General features: G+C 68.4%; 17 protein-coding genes. 10 read left to right on the forward strand and 7 right to left on the reverse strand.

The genetic code is table 11. The features are described from left to right. The 4 genes from ROA7023_RS25635 to ROA7023_RS03880 all read right to left on the reverse strand — a co-directional run. The coding region (locus ROA7023_RS25635) for a calcium-binding protein (RefSeq protein ID WP_370739198.1) at window positions 1-235 on the reverse strand (235 nt) is incomplete at its 3' end. A 192-nt stretch (window positions 236-427) separates the two neighbouring features. Beyond that, window positions 428-1,417 carry an ABC transporter permease gene (locus ROA7023_RS03870; protein WP_085877702.1) on the reverse strand — a complete coding sequence of 330 codons (990 nt, stop codon included), beginning with the start codon at window positions 1,415-1,417 and terminating at the stop codon, window positions 428-430. After that, window positions 1,414-3,057, reverse strand: a complete 1,644-nt coding sequence (locus ROA7023_RS03875; protein ID WP_085877703.1) for a sugar ABC transporter ATP-binding protein — start codon at window positions 3,055-3,057, stop codon at window positions 1,414-1,416. The genes ROA7023_RS03870 and ROA7023_RS03875 overlap by 4 nt, the downstream gene beginning before the upstream one ends. A gap of 4 nt (window positions 3,058-3,061) precedes the next feature. Then, the gene (locus ROA7023_RS03880; RefSeq protein ID WP_085877704.1) at window positions 3,062-4,180 is read right to left on the reverse strand and encodes a sugar ABC transporter substrate-binding protein; all 1,119 of its coding nucleotides are present in this window, start codon (window positions 4,178-4,180) and stop codon (window positions 3,062-3,064) included. A gap of 157 nt (window positions 4,181-4,337) precedes the next feature. On the opposite strand from ROA7023_RS03880, the gene ROA7023_RS03885 reads away from it, so the two are divergent. Then, window positions 4,338-5,381 (forward strand): LacI family DNA-binding transcriptional regulator, encoded by a 1,044-nt coding sequence (locus ROA7023_RS03885; RefSeq protein ID WP_234992017.1) that lies wholly within the window; start codon window positions 4,338-4,340, stop codon window positions 5,379-5,381. 18 nt (window positions 5,382-5,399) lie between these two features. Here ROA7023_RS03885 and ROA7023_RS03890 read toward each other — a convergent pair whose 3' ends face one another. After that, window positions 5,400-7,175, reverse strand: coding sequence for a hydantoinase B/oxoprolinase family protein (locus ROA7023_RS03890; RefSeq protein ID WP_085877706.1), 1,776 nt, complete (start codon window positions 7,173-7,175; stop codon window positions 5,400-5,402). 3 nt (window positions 7,176-7,178) lie between these two features. Further along, a complete protein-coding gene (locus ROA7023_RS03895) occupies window positions 7,179-9,236 on the reverse strand; it encodes a hydantoinase/oxoprolinase family protein (protein ID WP_085877707.1) in 2,058 nt (685 codons plus the stop codon). Window positions 9,237-9,439: 203 nt separating this feature from the next. On the opposite strand from ROA7023_RS03895, the gene leuC reads away from it, so the two are divergent. Genes leuC through ROA7023_RS03930 form a run of 7 tightly spaced genes read left to right on the forward strand, consistent with a single transcriptional unit; the run spans window position 9,440 to window position 15,595 of the window. Continuing rightward, on the forward strand, window positions 9,440-10,843 hold the full coding sequence (gene leuC, locus ROA7023_RS03900) for a 3-isopropylmalate dehydratase large subunit (RefSeq protein ID WP_085877708.1): 1,404 nt from the start codon (window positions 9,440-9,442) through the stop codon (window positions 10,841-10,843). Then, the gene (gene leuD / locus ROA7023_RS03905; protein WP_085877709.1) at window positions 10,843-11,490 is read left to right on the forward strand and encodes a 3-isopropylmalate dehydratase small subunit; all 648 of its coding nucleotides are present in this window, start codon (window positions 10,843-10,845) and stop codon (window positions 11,488-11,490) included. Before leuC ends, leuD begins: the two co-directional genes overlap by 1 nt. Beyond that, window positions 11,480-12,121, forward strand: coding sequence for an isochorismatase family protein (locus tag ROA7023_RS03910; RefSeq protein WP_085877710.1), 642 nt, complete (start codon window positions 11,480-11,482; stop codon window positions 12,119-12,121). The genes leuD and ROA7023_RS03910 overlap by 11 nt, the downstream gene beginning before the upstream one ends. Then, entirely contained in the window at window positions 12,118-12,999 is an 882-nt protein-coding gene (locus ROA7023_RS03915) for an isocitrate lyase/PEP mutase family protein (protein ID WP_085877711.1), read from the forward strand. Before ROA7023_RS03910 ends, ROA7023_RS03915 begins: the two co-directional genes overlap by 4 nt. Continuing rightward, a complete protein-coding gene (locus tag ROA7023_RS03920) occupies window positions 12,996-13,934 on the forward strand; it encodes a 3-hydroxyacyl-CoA dehydrogenase NAD-binding domain-containing protein (RefSeq protein WP_085877712.1) in 939 nt (312 codons plus the stop codon). Before ROA7023_RS03915 ends, ROA7023_RS03920 begins: the two co-directional genes overlap by 4 nt. Window positions 13,935-13,975: 41 nt before the next feature. Further along, a complete protein-coding gene (locus tag ROA7023_RS03925; RefSeq protein WP_085877713.1) occupies window positions 13,976-15,136 on the forward strand; it encodes an iron-containing alcohol dehydrogenase in 1,161 nt (386 codons plus the stop codon). 12 nt (window positions 15,137-15,148) lie between these two features. Next, the gene (locus ROA7023_RS03930) at window positions 15,149-15,595 is read left to right on the forward strand and encodes an acyl-CoA thioesterase (protein ID WP_085877714.1); all 447 of its coding nucleotides are present in this window, start codon (window positions 15,149-15,151) and stop codon (window positions 15,593-15,595) included. A 6-nt stretch (window positions 15,596-15,601) separates the two neighbouring features. Here the strand turns inward: ROA7023_RS03930 and ROA7023_RS03935 are convergent, their stop codons facing one another. Next, window positions 15,602-16,486, reverse strand: coding sequence for a LysR family transcriptional regulator (locus ROA7023_RS03935; RefSeq protein WP_085877715.1), 885 nt, complete (start codon window positions 16,484-16,486; stop codon window positions 15,602-15,604). Between the two features lie 102 nt (window positions 16,487-16,588). Between ROA7023_RS03935 and ROA7023_RS03940 the strand changes: the two genes are divergently transcribed. Next, the gene (locus tag ROA7023_RS03940) at window positions 16,589-18,151 is read left to right on the forward strand and encodes a proton-conducting transporter transmembrane domain-containing protein (protein WP_085877716.1); all 1,563 of its coding nucleotides are present in this window, start codon (window positions 16,589-16,591) and stop codon (window positions 18,149-18,151) included. A gap of 37 nt (window positions 18,152-18,188) precedes the next feature. Continuing rightward, window positions 18,189-20,540 (forward strand): YbcC family protein, encoded by a 2,352-nt coding sequence (locus ROA7023_RS03945; RefSeq protein ID WP_234992033.1) that lies wholly within the window; start codon window positions 18,189-18,191, stop codon window positions 20,538-20,540. Window positions 20,541-20,595 lie beyond the last annotated feature (55 nt).

A 20,595-nucleotide genomic window follows, 5' to 3' on the forward strand; every position in this document is an offset into this window, starting at 1 on the left:
TGCCATCGTCGCCGCGCAGGGTGTTGTTGCCGCTGATGGCGTAGATCTCGTCATCGCCCTTCCAGCCGCGGAAGGTGTCGTTGCCCGTGCCGGTGACGATGATGTCGTCGCCGGACCCGCCGGAGCCGCGGTCATCCCCGCTGCGCCCCTCCAGCCGGTCGTTGCTGGAGCCGCCGTAGAGCGCGTCATCGTCGGCGCCGCCGACCAGCGTATCGTTGCCGGCAAGGCCCAGTATCTCATCGTCGACAGGCGTGCCGTTGAATAGTTCGGAAAGACTGCTGCCTCAAATTACCATTTGCCCAAAGACATTTTATCGGATCGAAACTTCGGGACGTCCATATCTCTACCCAAGAAAAGGCGAACAGAGTAGACGTCAGCCCTCCTCTCTGTCCATATCCTCCTCCGCACTTCGGGGCTCGACCGTTGGCTAGCCGATATCCGGCGCCTCCCGGCCGCGCGTGAGCTGCGAGATCGTCACCGCGAGGATCAGCGCCCCGCCATTGAAGACATTCGTGACCCAGAGCGGGATGCCGAACATCGTAAGCCCGGTGATCCCCGTCCCCAGGAAGTAGACCGCCACCATGGCCCCGAGCGGATTGAACCGCCCAGGAGAGATCGTCGTGGAGCCGAGGAACGCCGCGGCGAAGGCCGGCAGAAGGTAATTCAGCCCGGAATAGGGATCGGCCGAGCCCAGCACCCCGGCATAGAGGACGCCCGCGCCGGCCGCGATCACACCCGAGGCGACGAGCGCCCCGATCCGCATACGCTCCACCGCGATGCCGTTCAGCCGGGCGACCTCCCGCCCGCGGCCCACGAACAGCATCCGGCGCCCGAGCGGAGTGAAGTCGAACACGTACCAAAGCACCAGGACCGCGACGAGCGCGTAGTAGAAGGCATAGGGAACGCCCAGAAACCGGCCGCCCACGACCGCGTTGATCAGCGCGTTGTCGATGCCGCCGATGGTGGAGGACTTGGTCATCCACTGCACGATCCCGGTGATCAGCGAGGTGCTGCCCAGAGTCACGACAAGCGACGGAATCCGGAAATAGACGATGAACAGCGCATGAAACAGGCCCACCGCCACGCCAGCGGCCAGCGCGATGCCCACGCTCATCAGGATCGGCACGTCGTACCAGACGTTCAGCACGCCGATCAGGCAGGACGACAGCGTCAGCGTCGCCCCCACGGCGAGGTCGTAGTCGCCGGTCGTCAACGGCACGATGATGGCGAGCGCGAGCAGGGCGGCCGGGGCATAACTTGCGAACAGGATCGAGAAGTTGCCCCAGCGAAAGAACGACTGGGGCATCGCCAGGCTGAACGCCGCGATCAGCAGCAGCCACACCAGTATGAGGGCATAGCGCTCGAAGATCCGCATGTGGTTGATCGCGGGCCGGCTGGGCTTGTCGGTCGTGCTCACGTTGGCACCCCTGTCCTGTTCTGGTTGTTTTGGCTGCGGGTCGACGGCACCGCCTCGAGCGAGGCGAAGCAGGCCGAGGCGATCCGGTCCTTGTTCACGTCGGCGCCGACCAGTTCCTCGACCAGCCGGCCGCGCGCGAAGACAAGCACGCGGTGACAGATCTCGGCAAGCTGTTCGGCGTCGGAGCTGGCGCAGAGGATCGACATGCCGTCGTCCGAGGCCGCCTTGAGCGCCGCGAAGATGTTCGCCCGCGTGCCGACGTCCACGCCCTGGGTCGGCTCGTCGAGCATCAGCAGCTTGGGCGCCAGGTTCATCCAGCGCGCGATCAGCACCTTCTGGGCATTGCCGCCCGACAGCGCCGCGAGGTTCTTTTGCGGGTCGTTCGGGCGGACCTCGAAATCGCGGCCCAGATCGTAGGCCTTGCGCCGCATCGCCCCGCCCCGCAGCACGAAGCCGCGAAAGAAGGCGTCTATATCGGGCAGCAGCATGTTCTCGTAGATCGGGATCGAGCCGACGCCGCTGCGCCCCATGCGGTCGCCAGGCAGCAGGGCGAACCCGCTCTCGATGGATTTGGCCGGGGTGCGGGTGGACAGGGCGACGGGGGGCGCGTCCTCTATCTGCAGGGTCCCGGTGGTGCCGTTGTCGGCCCCGAACAGCAGGTAGGGGATCTGGTCGAAGCCCGAGCCGATCAGCCCGGTCAGCCCCAGGATCTCGCCCTTGCCGATCGTCAGATCCAGCGGCGGGATCGACGGAGAGCCGAGGCCCTTGACGGCGGCAAAGGGTTTGCGCACCGCCATCCGGTCGGCGGGCACCGAGGCGCCGGACACCAGCGTGCGGCCGATGATCAGCTCGACCATGCGGTCGCGAGTGGCGTCTGCGGTGTCGATCTCGCCCGAGACCTTGCCGTCGCGCAGGACGGTGACACGGTCGGTGATCTCCATCACCTCGTCGATGTCGTGCGAGATGAAGATGACGCTGGAGCCGGTGGCCACGATCTGGCGCACCAGGTCGAAGAGCCTTGCCACCCCCTCGCCCGGCAGGAACGGCGTGGGCTCGTCCAGCAGCACGAGGCCCGGCTTGCCGGTCCGCTCGCATTCCTCGCGGATGTCCTCGAAGGCGCGGATGATGGCGACCAGCGCCCGGTTCACGGCGCTCAGCTCGTCGATCCGGCGCCAATGCGGAATGTCGAGGCCGTAGCGCTCGAGCGTGGCCGTGGCCGCCGCCTTTTCGCGCGGCCAGTTGATAAAGCCGCCGCGGGCCAGCGCGATATGCGAGAGGCGCAGGTTTTCCAGCACGGTCAGGCTGGGCACGAGGCCGAGGTTCTGGTGGACGAAGCTCATCCCCAGCCGGCGGAAATCGCTTGGCTGCAGCGGCATCCGCACATCTTCGCCGTTGAATTTCATCGAGCCGCCGGCGTCGGGGGCATGAAACCCGGCCAGCACCTTGATCAGGGTCGACTTGCCCGATCCGTTGGTGCCCAGCAGGCCGTGCACCTCGCCGGGGTGGACCTCTATAGAGACGTCGTCCAGCGCCAGAGTGGCTCCGAACGTCTTGGAAACATGGCGCAAATGAACGGTCGGCGGTGCGTTTTCACGCACCGCCGAGGATTTGGCCGACCGGTCGGTGTCGACACTGGACATGGGGTTACTCGAGACCCCAGAGGGTCCGGAAGCCGCTGATGTAGGCATCGCCGTAGCCGGTGTCGAACTGCGCGGGCACGCCCGCCGTCTCGACGTTGGAGCTGTCGAAGATGTAGAATGGCACGTTCAGCTTTTCAGGCACCTCCAGCCCGCAGATGTCGCGCATGTGGCCGTCGATCGTCGCGTAGGCGATCCAGTCGAGGCTTTCGCCGATGTCCATGCTGATCGCGCCCTGCTGGATGAAGTCGAGCACGAAGGGCGTGCCGTTGAAGGTCGCGACCTTCACGTCGCCCAGGGTTCCGGTCAGGCGCAGGGCCGGCACCACGAATTGCGACATCGAGTCGTAGATCGGGATCACCACGTCGATCTCTGGGTTGGCCTGCAGCACCGATTGCAGAGACGCCTGGATCTTGGTGCCCCACTCGGCCACGCCCACGTTGATCTCGCTGACGATCTCGCAGTTTGGGCAGTTCTCGGCCAGCTCGGTCTCGATTCCGTCAACCAGCGGAATGGTCGGCGGCACCTCGCGCGAGACGATCAGCGCGATCTTGGCGTTGCCGTCGGTGTTCACCGTGGCCCAGTTCGCCAGGATCTTGCCGATCTCGTTGAAGCCCACGGGCAGCGAGCTCGACAGCAGCGGGTGCGGCTCGAACGAGGGGTCGTAGAAATGCGAGGTCATGACCCGCACGCCGGCGTCGGTCGCGGCCTGGACCTGCGGCTCCACCGTATCGGGCGAGATGCCGGAGATCAGGTTGATGATGTCGAAACCGTCGCGGATGGCGAAGTCGAACCCCTGGACCCACTGGCTCGGCTGGCCCTGGTTTTCCCATTCGACGACCTCAAGGCCGATCTCCTCGCCCACGGCCTTCATCCGGTCGATGATACCCTTGAGGAACGGGTTGGCGCTGCTGTTGGGCATCGACAGCATCCGCACGCCCTCGGCGCACTGGCGGATGTCGAACGGGTCGCCCGGCGCGGTGAACTCGGGGACGGCGGTGTAGACGGCAAGCTGCTCGCGGGCGCGTTCCAACCCCGCTTCGGCGTCCTGCGCGCTGGCCGGGAGGGCGGAGAGGCCCAACGCCATGACAGAGGCGAGCCCGGTGAACAAAGTGGCACGTGACATTCTGATCTCCCATGTTGATCGGCGCGGTTGACCCGCAGGCCCCGTCTTGGCGCGGGCTTTGAATACGTATTCATACAATGACCCGTCTCAAGCGATCCTGTCAATTGCCCAGTTGCGGAAAACGGGGCATACGATCTGCAAACCGATCGGAGAGCCCGTGGCGAAGAAACGACCGACGAGAGCGACCTCACACGACGTGGCCCGGCTGGCCGGCGTGTCGCAAGCCGCCGTCTCACGGGCTTTTTCCGCGGGCTCCAGCATCTCGAAGGACAAGCGCGAGCGGGTGCTGAAAGCGGCGCACGAGCTGCACTACGTGCCCAACAAGCTGGCAAGCAGCCTGTCGACCGCGCGCAGCAACATGGTCGCGGTGATCGTCGGAAACCTGAACAACCCGTTCTATTCGGAATCGCTTCAGGCCTTCGTCACCGGCTTTCAGGAGAGCGGCCGCCAAGTGCTCGCCTTTTCGGTGACCGATGCCGCGGACGGTGACGAGGTGGTGCAGCAGGCCGTCTACTATCCGGTGGACGCCATCGTGGTGACGGCCGCGCCGCTGTCGTCGAAACTGCTCAAGATCAGCGCGGGGCTCGGGATTCCGATCGTCATGTTCAACAGGCATCTCGACAGCAATCGAATCGCCGGGGTGCATTGCGACAACCGCGGGGCCGGCGCCCGGATCGCCGAGGCGATGCACTCCGCCGGGGCGGAGAGGTTCCTGATCGTGCGCGGCGACCCCGAGGGCTCGACCAGCCGCGACCGGGTCGAGGGGTTCCGCACCTATCTTCTGGCGCGGGGCGTGCCCCCCACCGGGATCGAGGAGATCGACGGCGCCTCCAGCTATGGCGCGTCGCGCGACAGCCTGCGGGCCCGGTTCCGCGCCGGGGACCGTCCGCGGCCCGACGCGATCTATGCGGTCAGCGACATCATGGCGCTTGGCTGCCTCGACGCGCTGCGCACGGACCTGGGGCTGCGGGTGCCGGGGGACGTGATGCTCGCCGGGTCGGACGGCATCCGCCAGGGCCGGCTGTCCGCCTATGACCTGACGACGATCCGCCAGCCGATAGAGCAGATGGTGGCGACCACGCTGCAGATGCTGGAAAGCGCCGAGGATCTGAAGAACCCCGACATGATCCAGGTGCTGGAACTGCCCGGAGAATTCATTCCGGGCAGCACCGTGCCAAGGCCCCCGCGGGACAAGCCCTGAGCCTGCCCCGCCGCGGGCTCATTCTGCGGCGTGAACCCCGGGGATAAAGCCGAAGTCGAAGGGCGCGGGCTCCCCACGCTCTTTCTTGCGGGCCTCCCGCAGGGTCACGGAGGCCGGCTCGTCCAGGGTCTTGCCGGGGCCGAAGACGACGCCGTAATCCTGCTCCGCCCGCTCGACCGACACCAGATCGTCGGCCACGTCACGCTCGACGGCGGCGACCGGCCGGTCGAGCGGGTCACCCCAGCCGCCGGAGCCGGCGGTGATGAAGATGATCTTGTCGCCCGGCTCCACATGCAGGTTGTCGAGCTTGGAGGCGATCCGCTCGCGGGTCTCCGACCCGGCGCGTTGCAGCCACTTGCTGGAGGTGCCGCCATGCAGGCCGCCGTTGATCCCCCAGGGCGGCACGGTTTCACGGTCGTCATGGATCGAGATCGAGCCCGCCTCGAGCACCCGGTAGATCTTCTCGATCCCCGCGCCGCCCCGGTGCAGCCCCGCCCCGCCGGCATCGCGCACCGGCCGGTAGCTTTCGACCATCACCGGGTAGTAGTTCTCGATGTACTCGATCGGCGTCGCGCTGAAGAGCGGCCACCAGGCATGCCCGTCGAACCCGTCGCCCAGCGGGCGGCCGGGGACGCCGCCGAACAGAAGCTCCATCAGCTGGAAGTATTTGCCGTTGGAATCCTTGCCGGTGAAGATGAAGTGCGGGCTGGTGCCGTAGCCTGCCGCCATCGACAGGTGCGGTGCGCGCTGGCCCAGCGCCCCGGCCTGGCAATCGAAGAACCGGGTGTGCGTATTCAGCCGGTTCGACAGGGCCGCCGGAAAGCGCGGGTTCAGCAGGCTGCCTTCGGGCAGGACGATCTCGAACAGGTCGTAGAAGCCCTCGTTGAACATGATCTTGGGGTCGAACGCCATGATCATGTAGACCCCGAAGAACAGCTTGCAGAGGCCTTCGTGGATATGGAAGTTGATCGGCCCCTCGGCCTGGTCGTCGGTGCCGGTCCAGTCAAACACGGCGATATCGCCGCGCCGGTAGATCGACAGGTGCATCTTGAAGGGGCCGTTGCCCAGCCCGTCGTCATCCACGTAGTCGGTAAAGCTGACGGCCTCTTCGGGGATGTAGTTCCGGATCAGCACCCGCATCGCCTCGCGCGTGCGGTCCAGCAGCTTGTCGCAGGCGGCCAGGTAGGTGTCGCGGCCGAAGCGGTCGCAGACCTCGTTCACGCGCTTGGCGGCCGTGCGGCAGCCGGCGATCAGCGCCATCAGGTCGGCGCGGTTCATGTCGGGCGTGCGGCTGTTGTTCAGCATGATCGCGAGGACGCCCTCGTTCATCTGGCCCTTCTCGAAGATCTTCACCGGCGGGACGCGCAGCCCCTCCTCCCAGATCGTGCGGGAATCCGACGGCATCGAGCCCGGCACCTTGCCGCCCACGTCTACCATGTGACCAAACATCGAGCTGAAGCCGACGTGCACGCCCTCATGGTAGATCGGCAGCATCACGCACCAATCGTTGTTGTGCGAGATCGAGCCCTTGCAGGCGTAGGGGTCGTTCCAGACGAAGATGTCGCCCTCGTGGATGTTGTCGCCATACTGCTCGACGATGGCCGGGATGTAGGACCCGAACTGGCCGACGATCATCTGCCCAGCCGGGTTGCAGACCATCGGGAATGCGTCGTGCTGTTCGCGGATGACGGGCGACAGGGCCACGCGGACAACGACGCTGTCCATTTCGGACCGGGCGTTGACGAGCGCGTTCTCGATCAGGTCGAGCGTAATGGGATCTACGGTGGTGCTCATGGCTCAGGCTCCCTTTTTCACGGGCCAGATCATCAGGTTGCCGTGGTCGTCGACCTCGGCATAATGGTCGGGCAAGAGGACGGTTGTGGTGTCATACTGGCGGATGATCGCGGGGCCCTCGACCCGTGCGCCCACCGCCAGCCGGTCGCGGTCGTAATGCGTGGTCTCCTGCCAGGCGCCGGCGAAATAGGCGCGACTTACCTCGATCACGGCATCCTTCGGGTCGACCGAGCCCGCCGCCGGCGGCGTATCCTCGACCGCGGGCGTCGCCCCGGTCGCGATCACCCGCAGCGCCACCAGTTCGATCGGCAGATCGAAACGCACGCCGTAGAGCCGCTCGTGGGTTTCGTGGAAATTGCCAAGCACGGATGCCAGGTCGCTCGCGGTCTCGACGCTTTCGGCCGGGACCGGAATCGACACCTCGAAGCCCTGCTGCTCGTAGCGCAGGTCGAGCGTGTAGCTCAGGCCGCGATCCGCGCTCTCGATTTCCTGCTCGTCGAGCCAGGCGACCGCCTTCGCCCGCAGGGTTGCGAAATGGTCCCAAATGACCGAATCCTCGCCCTCGGAGGTGGCGCGGATCAGGGTCTGGACGAATTCGTTCTTGAACTCGGCCTCGAGGAAGCCCAGCGCCGACAGGACGCCCGGATTGGCCGGAATCACGACCGGGTAACAGCCCAGCAGCGCGGCCATGGCATTTCCGTGCAGCGGCCCCGCGCCGCCGAACGCGACGATGCCGAAGTCGCGCGGGTCAAGCCCGCGCTGCACGGTGATGACCCGCAGGGCGCCCAGCATCACCTCGTTGGCGATGTCGAGAATGCCGAGGGCCGCGTCCTCGGGCGAGAGGCCGATCTGTTCGCCGATCCCGGCGACCGCCGTGCGCGCCCCCTCGACATCAAGGTCCATGTCCCCGCCCAAAAGCTTCTGCGGCAGATAGCCCAGTACCACGTTGGCATCGCTGACGGTCGGCTCGGTGCCCCCGCGCCGATAGGCGACCGGGCCCGGCACGGCGCCGGCGCTGCGCGGACCGACGCGCAGAGACGAGGTCAGCTCCGCAACCTCGGCGATGGAGCCGCCGCCCGCGCCCACGCTGCGCACGTCGAGCGTGGGGACCTTGGCCGGGAAATAGCCCACCTCGGTCGAGCGGGTGATCATCGGCTCGCCGTCCAGGATGACGGACACGTCGGTCGAGGTGCCGCCCATGTCGAAGGCCAGCAGCTTGTTCAACCCGGTGCGGCGGGCGACCATGCCGGTCGCCGTCACGCCACCCGCGGGCCCCGACAGCACCGTATAGACCGGCCGGTCCGAGGCCGCCGCGGCGCTCATCAACCCGCCGTCAGAGCGGACGATGTGCAGCTTGCTTGCGACGCCGGCGTCGCGCAGGCGGTTCTCGATCCGCGAGAGATAGCGGGTCATGATCGGGCGGACGTAATCGTTCATCACGGTGGTGATGGCGCGGTCGTATTCGCGGAATTCCGGCAGGATCTCAGAGGACAGCGACACCTGAAGATCGGGGAACCGCTCGGCCACGATCTCGCGCAGGCGCTGCTCGTGCGCGGGGTTGGCGTAGGAATGCATCAGCGAGATCGTCAGCGCCTCGATGCCCGATCCGCAAAGGTCGTCGATCAGCGCGACCGCCCGCGCCTCGTCCAGCTCGGTCATGATCTCGCCGCGGGCGGTCATCCGCTCGGGGATGCCGCGGGTGTCGCGCAGGGCGGCCAGCGGATCGGGCTTTTCCATCACGATCCAGCCGAAGAGCGGCCCCGGCGTCCAGGATTTCGCAAGGTGCAGGGTATGTTCGAACCCCTTGGTCACCAGCAGGCCGACCCGGGCGCCCTTGCCCTCGAGCACGGCGTTCGTGGCCACGGTCGTGCCGTGCAGCACCACCGAGATATCCGACGGCGACACCCCTGCCCGCTCGCAGATCAGGCGGATGCCGGTCTCGACCCCGATCGACTGATCTTCGGGGGTCGAGGGCGTCTTGGCCCGATAGGTCCGCTTCGAGATGTCGTCCTGCAAGAGCAGATCCGTGAAGGTTCCGCCCACATCAACACCGAGTCGCATACAAGATCTCCCGCCTGTCCGTGCAAGTTTCGTGCAAGTTTCGTGCCAGTCCATGCCGCGTCGATGCCGCTGCACATTTGTATTGAATACGTATTCAATAGACAGTAAGCAAGACAGCAGATCAAGCGAAAACCGGACCGACGGGTCGGCTGTCTGCCGACGGGTCCGGGACGCCGGAGCCATTTCAGGGAGGCCGCTGCCAGATGTCAGGCAAGACGCTTTACGACCGGATCTGGGACGCGCATGTGGTCAAGTCCTACCCAGAGGGCGACGACCTGCTCTATATCGACCGGCACCTGGTGCAGGAGGTGTCGAGCCCGCAGGCCTTCGCCACGCTCGATGCGCGCGGGATCAAGGTGCGGCGGCCGCAGGCGCATCTGGCGGTGGCCGACCACGCGGTGCCCACGCGCCGCACGGGCCATCCCTTTGCCGCCGGTCTCGCCCGCGATCAGGTCGACCGGCTGCGCCGGAACGCGGCCAACCACGGCATCCGCTACATCGAGATGGAAGAGGCCTTCCACGGAATTGTCCATGTCATCGGGCCCGAGCTCGGATTCACCCTGCCCGGCACCACGCTGGTCTGCGGCGACAGCCACACCTGCACCCACGGGGCGCTCGGCTGCCTGGCCTTCGGGATCGGCGCGAGCGAATGCACCAGCGTGTTCGGCGCCCAGACCCTGCGCCAGACCCGGCAAAAGACGATGCGCGTCACGATCGACGGAACCCTGCCCCCCGGTGTCACGGTCAAGGACGTGATCCTGGGCCTGATCGCCCGGATCGGATCGGGCGGCGGCGTCGGCTACGCGCTGGAATATGCCGGGTCGGCCGTGCGGGCGATGTCGATCGAGGCGCGCATGACCCTGTGCAACATGTCCATCGAGGCCGGCAGCCGGGTCGGCATGGTCGCCCCGGACGAGACCACCTTCGCCTACCTGCGCGGCCGCACGCTCGCCCCGCAGGGGCCCGATTGGGATGCGGCCGTGGCCGCCTGGTCGGCCCTGGCCAGCGACCCCGACGCCGTTTTCGACCGCGAGGTCCGGTTCAGCGCAGCCGAGCTTGTCCCGCAGGTCTCCTGGGGCACCACGCCGGAACATACGCTGCCGGTGACCGGCATCGTGCCCGACCCCGACGACGAGGCCGACCCGACCAGGGCCGAGCGGATGCGCACCAGCCTTGCCTACATGGGCCTCTCGCCCGGCACCGCGATCACCGACATCGCCATCGACAAGGTCTTCATCGGCTCCTGCACCAACGGCCGGCTCGAGGATCTGCGGGCCGCCGCCGCCATCGTGCGGGACAGGAAGGTCGCGCCGGGCGTCTCGGCCATCGTGGTGCCGGGCTCCGCCGCCGTCCAGATCGCGGCGGAACGCGAGGGGCTGCACGAGATCTTCACCGCCGCCGGGTTCGAATGGCGCGACGCGGGATGCTCGATGTGCGTCGGCATGAACGAAGACCGGCTGGTCAGCGGAGAGCGCTGCGCCTCCACCTCCAACCGGAACTTCGAGGGCCGGCAGGGGCGCGGCGGGCGGACCCATCTCGTCAGCCCGACGATGGCCGCGGCCGCCGCGACCGCCGGACGGTTCGTCGACGCCCGGGAGCTTGCGTGATGGACCGGTTCGAGACACTCGTCAGCCGCGCCGCGCCGCTGCTGGAAGACAACATCGACACCGACGTGATCTTTCCCGCCCGGTTCCTGCTGCTGCTCGACCGCGACGGGCTGGGCCGCCACGCCTTCAGCGAGCGGCGCAAGGCCGACGGATCCTTCGTGCTCGACCGGCCCGACTACGCCGGGGCGCAGATCCTGGTCACGGGTCAGAACTTCGGCACCGGCTCCAGCCGGGAACAGGCGGTGTGGACCCTCGCCGATCTGGGCATCCGCTGCGTGATCGCGCCCAGTTTCGGCGAGATCTTCCATGCCAATTGCTTCAAGAACGGTGTCCTGCCCATCACCCTGCCCGAGCCCGACATGGTCCGCGTCCGCGCCGCCGCGGCGGCGCTGGAGACGGTCACCGTGGATCTCGACGCGCAACAGGTCGTGCTGGCCGAGGGCGCACCGATCCCGTTCGATGTATCGGCCTACCGCAAGCGGCTGCTGCTGCTGGGGCTCGACGAGGTCGGGCTGATCCTGACCGACGACCTGGCCGCCATCGAGACGTTCGAGGCCGCACGGGCGCAGACCGCGCCATGGCTGTCCATCGCGGCCGACCGCTTCGACCTATCCGACACAGCACGAGACCCGCAAGATGCCGACTGAAACCGACCTGGGCGAAAACTACCGCCGCGCCTACGGCAATCGCATCGGCTTCGGCAAGCGCCCGGCGCTGATCCTGATCGACTTCGTCGAGGCGTATTTCGACCCATCCTGCGAGCTTTACGCAGGTGTCGAGACGGCACTCGCCTCGGCCCTGCGCGTGCGCGAGGCGGCGCGGGCGAACGGCGTGCCGGTGATCTACACCAACGTGGTCTATCAGCCCGACGGGCGCGATGGCGGCCGGTTCTTCCAGAAAGCCCTGCCGCTGCGCAACTTCATCGCCGGAAGCCCGATGGGCGCCTGGCCCCAGGGGCTGACCGTGGACCCGGGCGAAACCGTGATCTCCAAGCAATATCCAAGCGCCTTCTTCGGCACTTCGCTGGCCCCGATGCTGGCCTCCGCCGGCATCGACACGCTGGTGCACACCGGGCTCAGCACCAGCGGCTGCGTCCGGGCGACCTGCGTGGACAGCTGCTCGCACGGGTTCATCCCGATCATCGTGCGCGACGCGGTGGGCGACCGCCACCCGGCCCCGCACGAGGCCAATCTCTTCGACATGGACGCCAAGTACGGCGACGTCGTCGGCGAGGCCGACATCATCGACTATTTCAATACCGTGGGAGCTGCTGAATGACCAAATCGAGCCTGCGCCAGGCCCTTAACGAGGGCCGCTTCGTGGCCGCTCCGGGGGTGCATGACATGATCGCGGCGGTGATCAGCAACAAGGTCGGCTTCGACTTCATCTATTCGTCGGGCTACTGGGGCACGGCCTCGGGGCAGGGCATTCCCGACGCCGGGATCGCGACCTACACCGACATGGTGGGCAGGCTGCAGACCCTGTGCCGGACCGCAGATGCGAGCGTGATCGCCGATGCCGACACCGGCTATGGCGGGCTTTTGAACGTCCACACCACCGTGCGCGGCTTTGAGGCGGCCGGCGCCACGGCGATCCAGATCGAGGACCAGGAGTTTCCGAAAAAGTGCGGCCACACGCCGTTCAAGCGGGTGATCCCCACCGCCGACATGGTCGACAAGATCAAGGTCGCCTGCGAGGCCCGCGAGAACAAGCAGGAGACCGTGATCATCGCCCGCACCGACGCGCTGCAATCCGAAGGATTCGAGGCCGCGGTCCAGCGTGGGCTGGCCTACCAGGATGCCGGCGCCGATGTCGTGTTCCTCGAGGCGCTGACCAGCGAGGAGGAGATGCGGATCGCCTGCGAGCGGATCTCGGCGCCGATGCTGGCCAACATGGCCGACGGCGGCAGCACGCCGATCCTGCCCGCCGAAAAGCTGGCCGAGATCGGCTACAAGATCGCGATCTACCCCGCGATCTCGGCACTGGCGGCCGCGGCGGCGATCGAGAACGCGCTGAAGGTCTTCAAGGCGACCGGCACCTCGCAATCGCCCGACGTCGACCTCTTCAGCTTTGCCGAGTTCAACCAGCTCATCGGCTTCCAGGAAATCTGGGATTTCGAGACGAGGTGGGCCAAGACCGAGAGCGCCGGGGCATGAGCCGGGTCGCCTGCATCGGCGCCGGTCTTGTCGGCTGCGGGTGGGCGGCCGTTTTTGCCCGGGCGGGCCGCGAGGTCAGGCTCTACGACATCGACCCCGACGCCATCGAGGCCCGGGCGCTGCCGATGATCCGCGCGGTGCTGGAGGACCTCGAGGCACAGGGGATGGGCGGGCCCACGGCGGACGAGGCCTTTGCCCGGATCTCGGGCTCGGACACGGTCGCCGCCGCAGTCGAGGCCGCGGACTACGTCCAGGAAAGCGCCCGCGAGGACCTGGAGGTCAAGCAGGCGCTCTTTGCCGAGATCGCGGCCCATGCCTCGGCGGGCTGCATTCTGGCGTCCTCGACCTCGGCGCTGCCGGGGTCTTCGTTCCTCACCGCGATCCCGGCGCCGGAACGGGCGCTCGTGGCGCACCCGGTCAACCCGCCCTCGCATATCCCGCTGGTCGAGCTTTGCGGCACCGGCAAGACCAGCGAGGCCACGATCGCCGCCGCGCACCGGTTCCTGTCCGACGCCGGGATGGAGCCCGTGACCCTGCACAAGGAGATCGACGGCTTTCTGCTGAACCGGCTGCAATTCACCCTTGTGGCCGAGGCCATGCATCTTGTCGCCGAGGGCTATTGCAGCGCCGAGGACATCGACAAGGTGATGACCAGCGGCCTCGCCCTGCGGTGGTCCACCCTGGGGCCCTTCATGACCGTGCACCTCAATGCCGCGGGCGGTTTCAACGGCTTCGTCGAGCAGCTTGGCCCGATGATGAAACACCTGGGCCGCTCCGCCCGCACCGATTACGACTGGACGCCGGAGCAGGCCGACCGGATCCGCCAATGGCTCGACGCGGCCTGCCCCGTGGCCGAGATTTCGCAAGCTCAGCAGACCCGCAACCGCAACATCCTCGCCACCCGCCGTCTGCAAGGCGGCGACGACAGGGACTGACCGCGAGTTGCGGGCGGCAGGAACAGGGGACAGGAGACAGGATGAGCCTTTCGTTCACCTTCAATGCGCCGAAATCCATCCTGTGCCGGCCGGGGGCTGCGGCCGATCTCGGCCCGACGGCGCTCGCGCTCGCCGGGGACAGGATCCTGGTGGTGACCGACACCGGCCTCGTGCAGGCGGGCCTGCTGGCACCGCTTCTGGCGTCGCTGACGACCGCGGGCATCTCGGCGGAGGTTTTCGATTCGGTCATAGCCGACCCGCCGACGGACATCGTCATGGCGGCCCTCGACGTGGCCACGCGCACGGGCTGCACCGGGGTTATCGGGTTCGGCGGCGGCTCGTCGCTCGATGTGGCCAAGGTCGTGGCGCTTCTGGCTCGGTCCGGCGAGACGCTCGACGAGGTCTACGGTGTCGGCATGGCCAAGGGCGCACGGCTGCCGCTGATCCTGATCCCGACGACCGCCGGCACCGGCTCAGAGGTCACGCCGATCTCTATCCTGACCGTGGACGAGACGGAAAAGCGCGGGGTCGTGGCGCCGCAGCTGCTGCCCGATCTGGCGGTGCTCGACGCCGACCTGACGCTGGGCCTGCCCGCCCATGTCACCGCCGCCACCGGGATCGACGCGATGGTCCACGCGATCGAGGCCTTCACCTCGGCCTCGGCCAACAACAACCCGGTCTCGCGCACGCTGGCCCGCGAGGCGCTGCGGCTGCTCGGGGCCAACATCACCAGGGCAGTCACGTCCGGCCAGGACCGCGCCGCCCGGTCCGACATGCTGCTGGGCGCGATGCTCGCCGGGCAGGCCTTCGCGAATTCGCCGGTGGCCGGGGTGCACGCGCTGGCCTACCCGGTGGGCGGCATGTTTCACGTCCCCCACGGGCTTTCGAACGCGCTGGTGCTGCCCCATGTGATGCGGTTCAGCGCCCCGGCCTGCGCCGAGGGATATGCCCTGCTGGCCACCGACGCCTTTCCCGATCTCGCCGGGACGCCCAGCCAGATCCGGGCGGCGGCGTTCATCGACCGGCTCGCCGCGCTCTCGGCGGAGCTGGGGCTACAGACCGGGCTGCGCGAGGTCGGCGTCGGCGAAGACGACCTGCCCCGAATGGCCGCCGAGGCGATGAAACAGACCCGCCTTCTGGTCAACAACCCGCGCGAGATCGACGAGGCCGCGGCCCTCGACATCTACCGCGCCGCCTACTGACCGGAGATCCGGATGCCCCACCCCGCCCCGTCCCGGCGCGCAGAATACGCCCAGTTCCGCGAGATCCCGACCCGCTGGAGCGACGTCGACGTCTACGGCCATGTCAACAACGTGGTCCACTACGCCATGTTCGACACGGCGGTCGGCGGCTGGCTGATCGAAAAGGGCCTGCTGGCCCCCGCAACCTCGCCGAGCTTCGGTGTCGTGGTCGAGACCGGCTGCCGCTATTTCGGCGAGATCACCTATCCGTCCGTGGTCACCGCCGGGCTGCGCCTGGGCACGCTCGGACGCTCTTCGGTGCGGTTCGAGATCGGGCTCTTTGCGGACGACGCCGAGGTTGCCGCGGCCGAGGGCTTTTTCACCCATGTCTACGTGGACCGCGCGACCCGCCGCCCCCACCCGATAGAGCCCGAGCGCCGCGCCGCGTTCGAGACCCTGCGCCTGCCGCAGGCGGGCTGACGCAGGCTATTCCGGCCTGAAGGCTGCCAGCAACTCAGCCACAAGCGGATTGGGGAAGCGCCGCTGGAAGGTGACGGCGCAGACCGCCTCGGTCACGTCGTCGAACCGGGCAAGCTCGACCAGCGTGCCGGCGTCAAGCTCGTCCTGCACGACAATGGGCGGGATCACGGCCAGTCCCGCATCCGCCCGCGCCAGAAGCCGCAGCATCGCCATGTCGTCGGCCTCGGCCGCGATCCGGGGCACGATGGATAGCCGCGCGACAAGCGCATCGAACCCCGCCCGCAGCGCGGATTCCGGCGTCGGCAGGATCAGCGGCTCCGACGCCAGCACCTCGGCCAGCGCCCGTTTGGGGGCCATCGCCCGCGACGGCGTGCCGATCAGGCTGACCGGTTGCTCCGACAGGCTGTGCACGAGGTAGGGGCTCAGCGCGTCCCGCGCCGGCACCAGGTTGGTCAGCACCACATCGAGCGACAGCGCATCCAGCGCCCGCAACAGCTCTGTCTGCGAGCCCGAGCGCAGCACCACCTCCACATCCGCCCGCCCGATCAACGGCCGCAGGAACAGGATCTGGAAGTTGCGCGACAGGGTGGCCAGCGCCCCGATCCGCAACGCCTGCCGGGCGTTGCCCGCATCGCGCAGGGTGGCGGTGAGATCTTCGGCGGTGCGGAAAATCTCTTCGGCATGGTCCAGCGCGATGCGTCCGGCCTCCGTCAGGACAAGCCCCCGCCCGCGCCGTTCAAAGAGATCGTGGCCAAGCGCCGTCTCCAGCGCCTTGATCTGCGTCGACAGGGCCGACTGGGACAGGTTCAGCCTGCGGGCCGCGCCGGTCAGCGTGCCGTCGCGGGCGACGGCGCGAAACAGGCGCAGGTGGTGCAGGTTCAGGGCGGCCATACTTCTACCATACAGAACGTTTGAGACCAGAATATGTAATTTCTTTATGCGATGCCAGCCGCTATCTCAAAGCGAAACACCCTGACCGACCGGAGCACCGCCATGACCGACGCCCTTCCGCTGACCCTCTTTGCCCCGCTCATCCTGCTGATCGCCGCCGGCTGGGCGCTGGCCCATCCCGGCCGCCGCCCCGAGGCCGTGCCGCGCCTGTCCGAGGCCGCGGCCTTCGCCTCGCTCGTTCTGGGCGTCGCGGGCGTCTTGCAGCTGATCCTCGCGCGGCCGGCGCAGCTGATGCTGGTCGACGGGGCGTCGGCCATCACCCTCCGGCTCGACGCGGTCAGCGCGACCATGGCCCTGCTGGTCGGCTTCATCGGCTGGATCGTCATGCGCTATGCTAGGACCTATCTCGACGGAGAAGCGGGCGAGGGCCGCTTTCACGGCCTGATGCTCGCCACATTGGCCGCGGTCCTGATGCTGGCGCATTCCGGCAGCTTCGCCGCGCTGATCCTCGCCTTTGTCGCCATCGGCCTGATCCTGCGGCAGCTGCTGCTGTTCTATCCCGGCCGGCCCGAGGCGCGGCGCGCGGCGGCCAAGTTCTCGCTGGTCTGGCACTTGGGCGACGCGGCCATGATCCTGGCAACGGTCCTTCTATACGCGACTTTCGGCACCACCACCTTTACCGGTATCGCGGCAGTCGCTCCGGCCGGCCTACCGGGCCTCGCGCATCTGGCGGTGGCGTTGCTGGTGCTGGCTGTCGTGCTCAAGACCGCGTCCTTCCCCGTCCACGGCTGGCTGACCGAGGTGATGGAGGCGCCGACCCCGGTCTCGGCGCTGCTGCACGCGGGCATCATCAACGCGGGAGGCTTTGTGCTGATCCGCACGGCGGACCTGGTGCAGGCGAGTCCCGGCGCCATGGCCGCCCTGGTGATGATCGGCGGGCTGACCGCGCTGTTCGGCGCCGTCGTCATGGTCACGCAAAGCGCGATCAAGACCGCGCTGGCCTGGTCGACCGTGTCGCAGATGGGCTTCATGCTGCTGCAATGCGGGCTGGGCCTGTGGCCTCTGGCGCTGCTCCATATCGTGGCCCATTCGCTCTACAAGGCGCATGCCTTTCTGTCCTCTGGCGGGGCCGTCGCGGCGGTCGCGGGCCTGCGCAGGCCCGGCCCGATCGCCGTGCCCAGCATCGGCGCGGTGATGAAGGCCTTCGCCCTGGCGCTGGCGCTCTATGCCAGCGTGGCGGTGCTCTTCACCCTCGTCGCGGGCCCGAAATCGGCCCAGGCGCTGGCCATCGGGGCGATCCTGATCTTCGGCGTGGCCTACCTGGTGGCCCAGGGCCTGGCCGACGCCGCACCGGTGGAGCTGACGCGGCGCACGGGCATCGCATCCGTGGGCGCGGCGCTGGCCTATTTCGCCTTTCAGCGGGGGGCGGACCTGCTCTGGGGGCCGTCCCTGCCCACCGCCCCCGCGGTCGGCCCGCTGGAATGGGCGCTGATCGTGCTGGCGCTGATGTCCTTCGGGATCGTGGCCGTTGCGCAGGCGCTGTTCCCGCTCTGGGCGCACCACCCGGCCACCGCCGGCCTGCGGGTGCACCTGGCGAACGGTCTGTATCTCAACGCGCTGCTCGACCGCCTGATCGGCGGGTTCCGGGCCGCGAAATCCAACTGAACCGAGGAAAAAGCGCATGTTCATGAAGCACAGCCAGATGTCTCCGGCCCGGGTCACGGGCATCCTCGACGCAGCCGAAGCGGCCATCCGCGCCATTCCGCCCGCCTTTCCGCTGGAGGCCACCGTCGCCGTGAACCCGTTCATGGGCCAGGCGTCCGAGGACCTGGCCACCGCCTCGGCACGGCTCTCGCGGGTGGCGGGCATCGCCCTGACCCGGCCGCGGGCGGAATACGCCGCCGATGTCGCGGCGGGGCGGATCACCGAGGATGACCTCGCCGCGGCGTTGATCGCCTCGACCTCGCCGTTCAAGCCCCGCGACATGGCCCTGCTGAAGGCCAAGATCGAGGGCGCCGGCCCCGCGCCCGAGGCCCTTCCCACCGTCGCTGACCTTGCGGCCGGGATCACCGGCACCGATTGGCCGTCGGTCATCACGCGCACCTTCGGTCTGTGGGCCGCGGGGCAGTTCGACCAGGGTCAGGCCCTGTGGTCGCCAGCCCCCGGCCGCGACGCCTATGTCGCCTGGCAGGCCTGGGCGAGCCGCGACCTAACCCCCGAGATCGCGGGGCTATCGGGCTTCTGCGCCCATGTGGCCGATGCGCCCGACACCTCCGAGCGGGCGATCCTGCGGGCGGTGGAGCGGCTGGGCATCGGCGAGGACGCCGCCGAGACCGCGTTTCACCGGCTGCTGATGGACCTCGGCGGCTGGGCGCAGCACGCCCGCTGGCTGCTGTGGCAGGCCGAGCTGACGGGCGGAACCGACGGCACGCTGGCCGACATGCTGGCGATCCGGCTGGTCTGGGAAGAGGCGCTGATGGCCAATGTCCCGGACGTGGCCGAGCCATGGGCCGCCACGGTGCAAAGCCACGCGCACCCGGTCGAGCCCAGCGCCGAGCAGGTGATCGACGCGATCCTGCAGGACGCCGCCGAGCGGGCGTTTCAGCGCGGCCTCGCGGAACATCTGGGGGGCGGCGCGCCGACCGCCGGACAGCGGCCGGCCCTGCAGGCGGCCTTTTGCATCGACGTCCGCTCGGAGACCTTCCGCCGCGCCCTCGAGAGCCAGGACCCGTCGATCGAGACCATCGGCTTTGCAGGTTTCTTCGGTCTGCCGCTCGCGCACAAGCCGCAGGGCTCCGACGCGGTCGACTCCCATCTTCCGGTGCTTCTGAACGCCGCCATGACCTCCACCAGCCATGGCTCGGCCGGGGCGGAGCAGGACATCCGCATCTCGGCCCGGGCGGTGCGGGCCTGGGGCCGGTTCCGGCAGGCGGCCGTGTCGTCCTTCGCCTTCGTCGAGGCGGCGGGGCCGTTCTATGGCGCCAAGCTGGTCAAGGACGCCCTCGGCCAAGGCGGCAAGCCCGCGCGGGCCACCCCCGTGCCCCGGGTCGAAGGCGGGCTGAGCGCCGCCGCGAAGGCCGAGACCGCGGCCAAGGTGCTGACCGCCATGAGCCTGACCGACGGGCACGCGCCGCTTGTGCTGCTGCTGGGCCACGGGGCGCAGATGACGAACAACCCCCATGCCAGCGCCTATCATTGCGGCGCCTGCGGCGGTCAGACCGGCGAGGTCTCGGCCCGGCTGCTCGCCGATCTGCTCAACGACCCCGAAACGCGGGCCGGCCTGCCCGATCACGGCATCCATCTGCCGCCCGAGACGGTGTTCGTTGCCGGCCTGCACGACACCACGACGGACAAGATCACGCTTTTCGACCGGGACCTGGCCACGCCGGCCTCGGCCGACCTCGCGCAGGCGCGGCGCTGGCTCGGCCAGGCCGGAAAGCAGGCCCGGGCGGAGCGAGCCCTGCGCCTGCCCGGCGCGAAACCCGACACCCTGGGGGCACGGGCGCTGAACTGGGCCGAGGTGCGGCCCGAATGGGGGCTGGCCGGCTGCGCCGCCTTCATCGCCGCGCCCCGCAGTGCCACAAGCGGGGCCGACCTGGGCGGGCGCAGTTTCCTGCACAGCTACGACTGGCAGGTGGACACGGACTTTGCCACGCTGGAGCTGATCCTGACGGCGCCGGTCGTCGTCGCAAGCTGGATCAGCCTGCAATATTACGGCTCGGCCGTGGCCCCCGAGGCCTTTGGCGGCGGCAACAAGCTGATCCACAACGTGGTCGGCGGCATCGGCGTGGTCGAGGGCAACGGCGGCCGTCTGCGCCCCGGCCTGCCCCGGCAGGCGGTCCACGACGGCGAGAAGGCCGCGCACGACCCGCTCCGGCTGTCGGTCATGATCGAGGCCCCGCAGGACGCCATCTCGGACATCCTGGCCCGGCACCCGCAGGTCCGCGCCCTGTTCGACAATGGCTGGCTGCACCTCTTCGCCCTCAAGGACGGCGCGGTCGCGGCGCGGTATCTGCCCGGCATGAGCTGGGCCGAGGATACCCGCGCCCTCTGACACACAAGCCCGGCACGGCGCGGCATCCGTGGTGCGCCCTGCCCGCCGGGGGCGG

It is taken from the genome of Roseisalinus antarcticus (genome assembly GCF_900172355.1).
GTDB lineage: Bacteria > Pseudomonadota > Alphaproteobacteria > Rhodobacterales > Rhodobacteraceae > Oceanicola > Oceanicola antarcticus_A.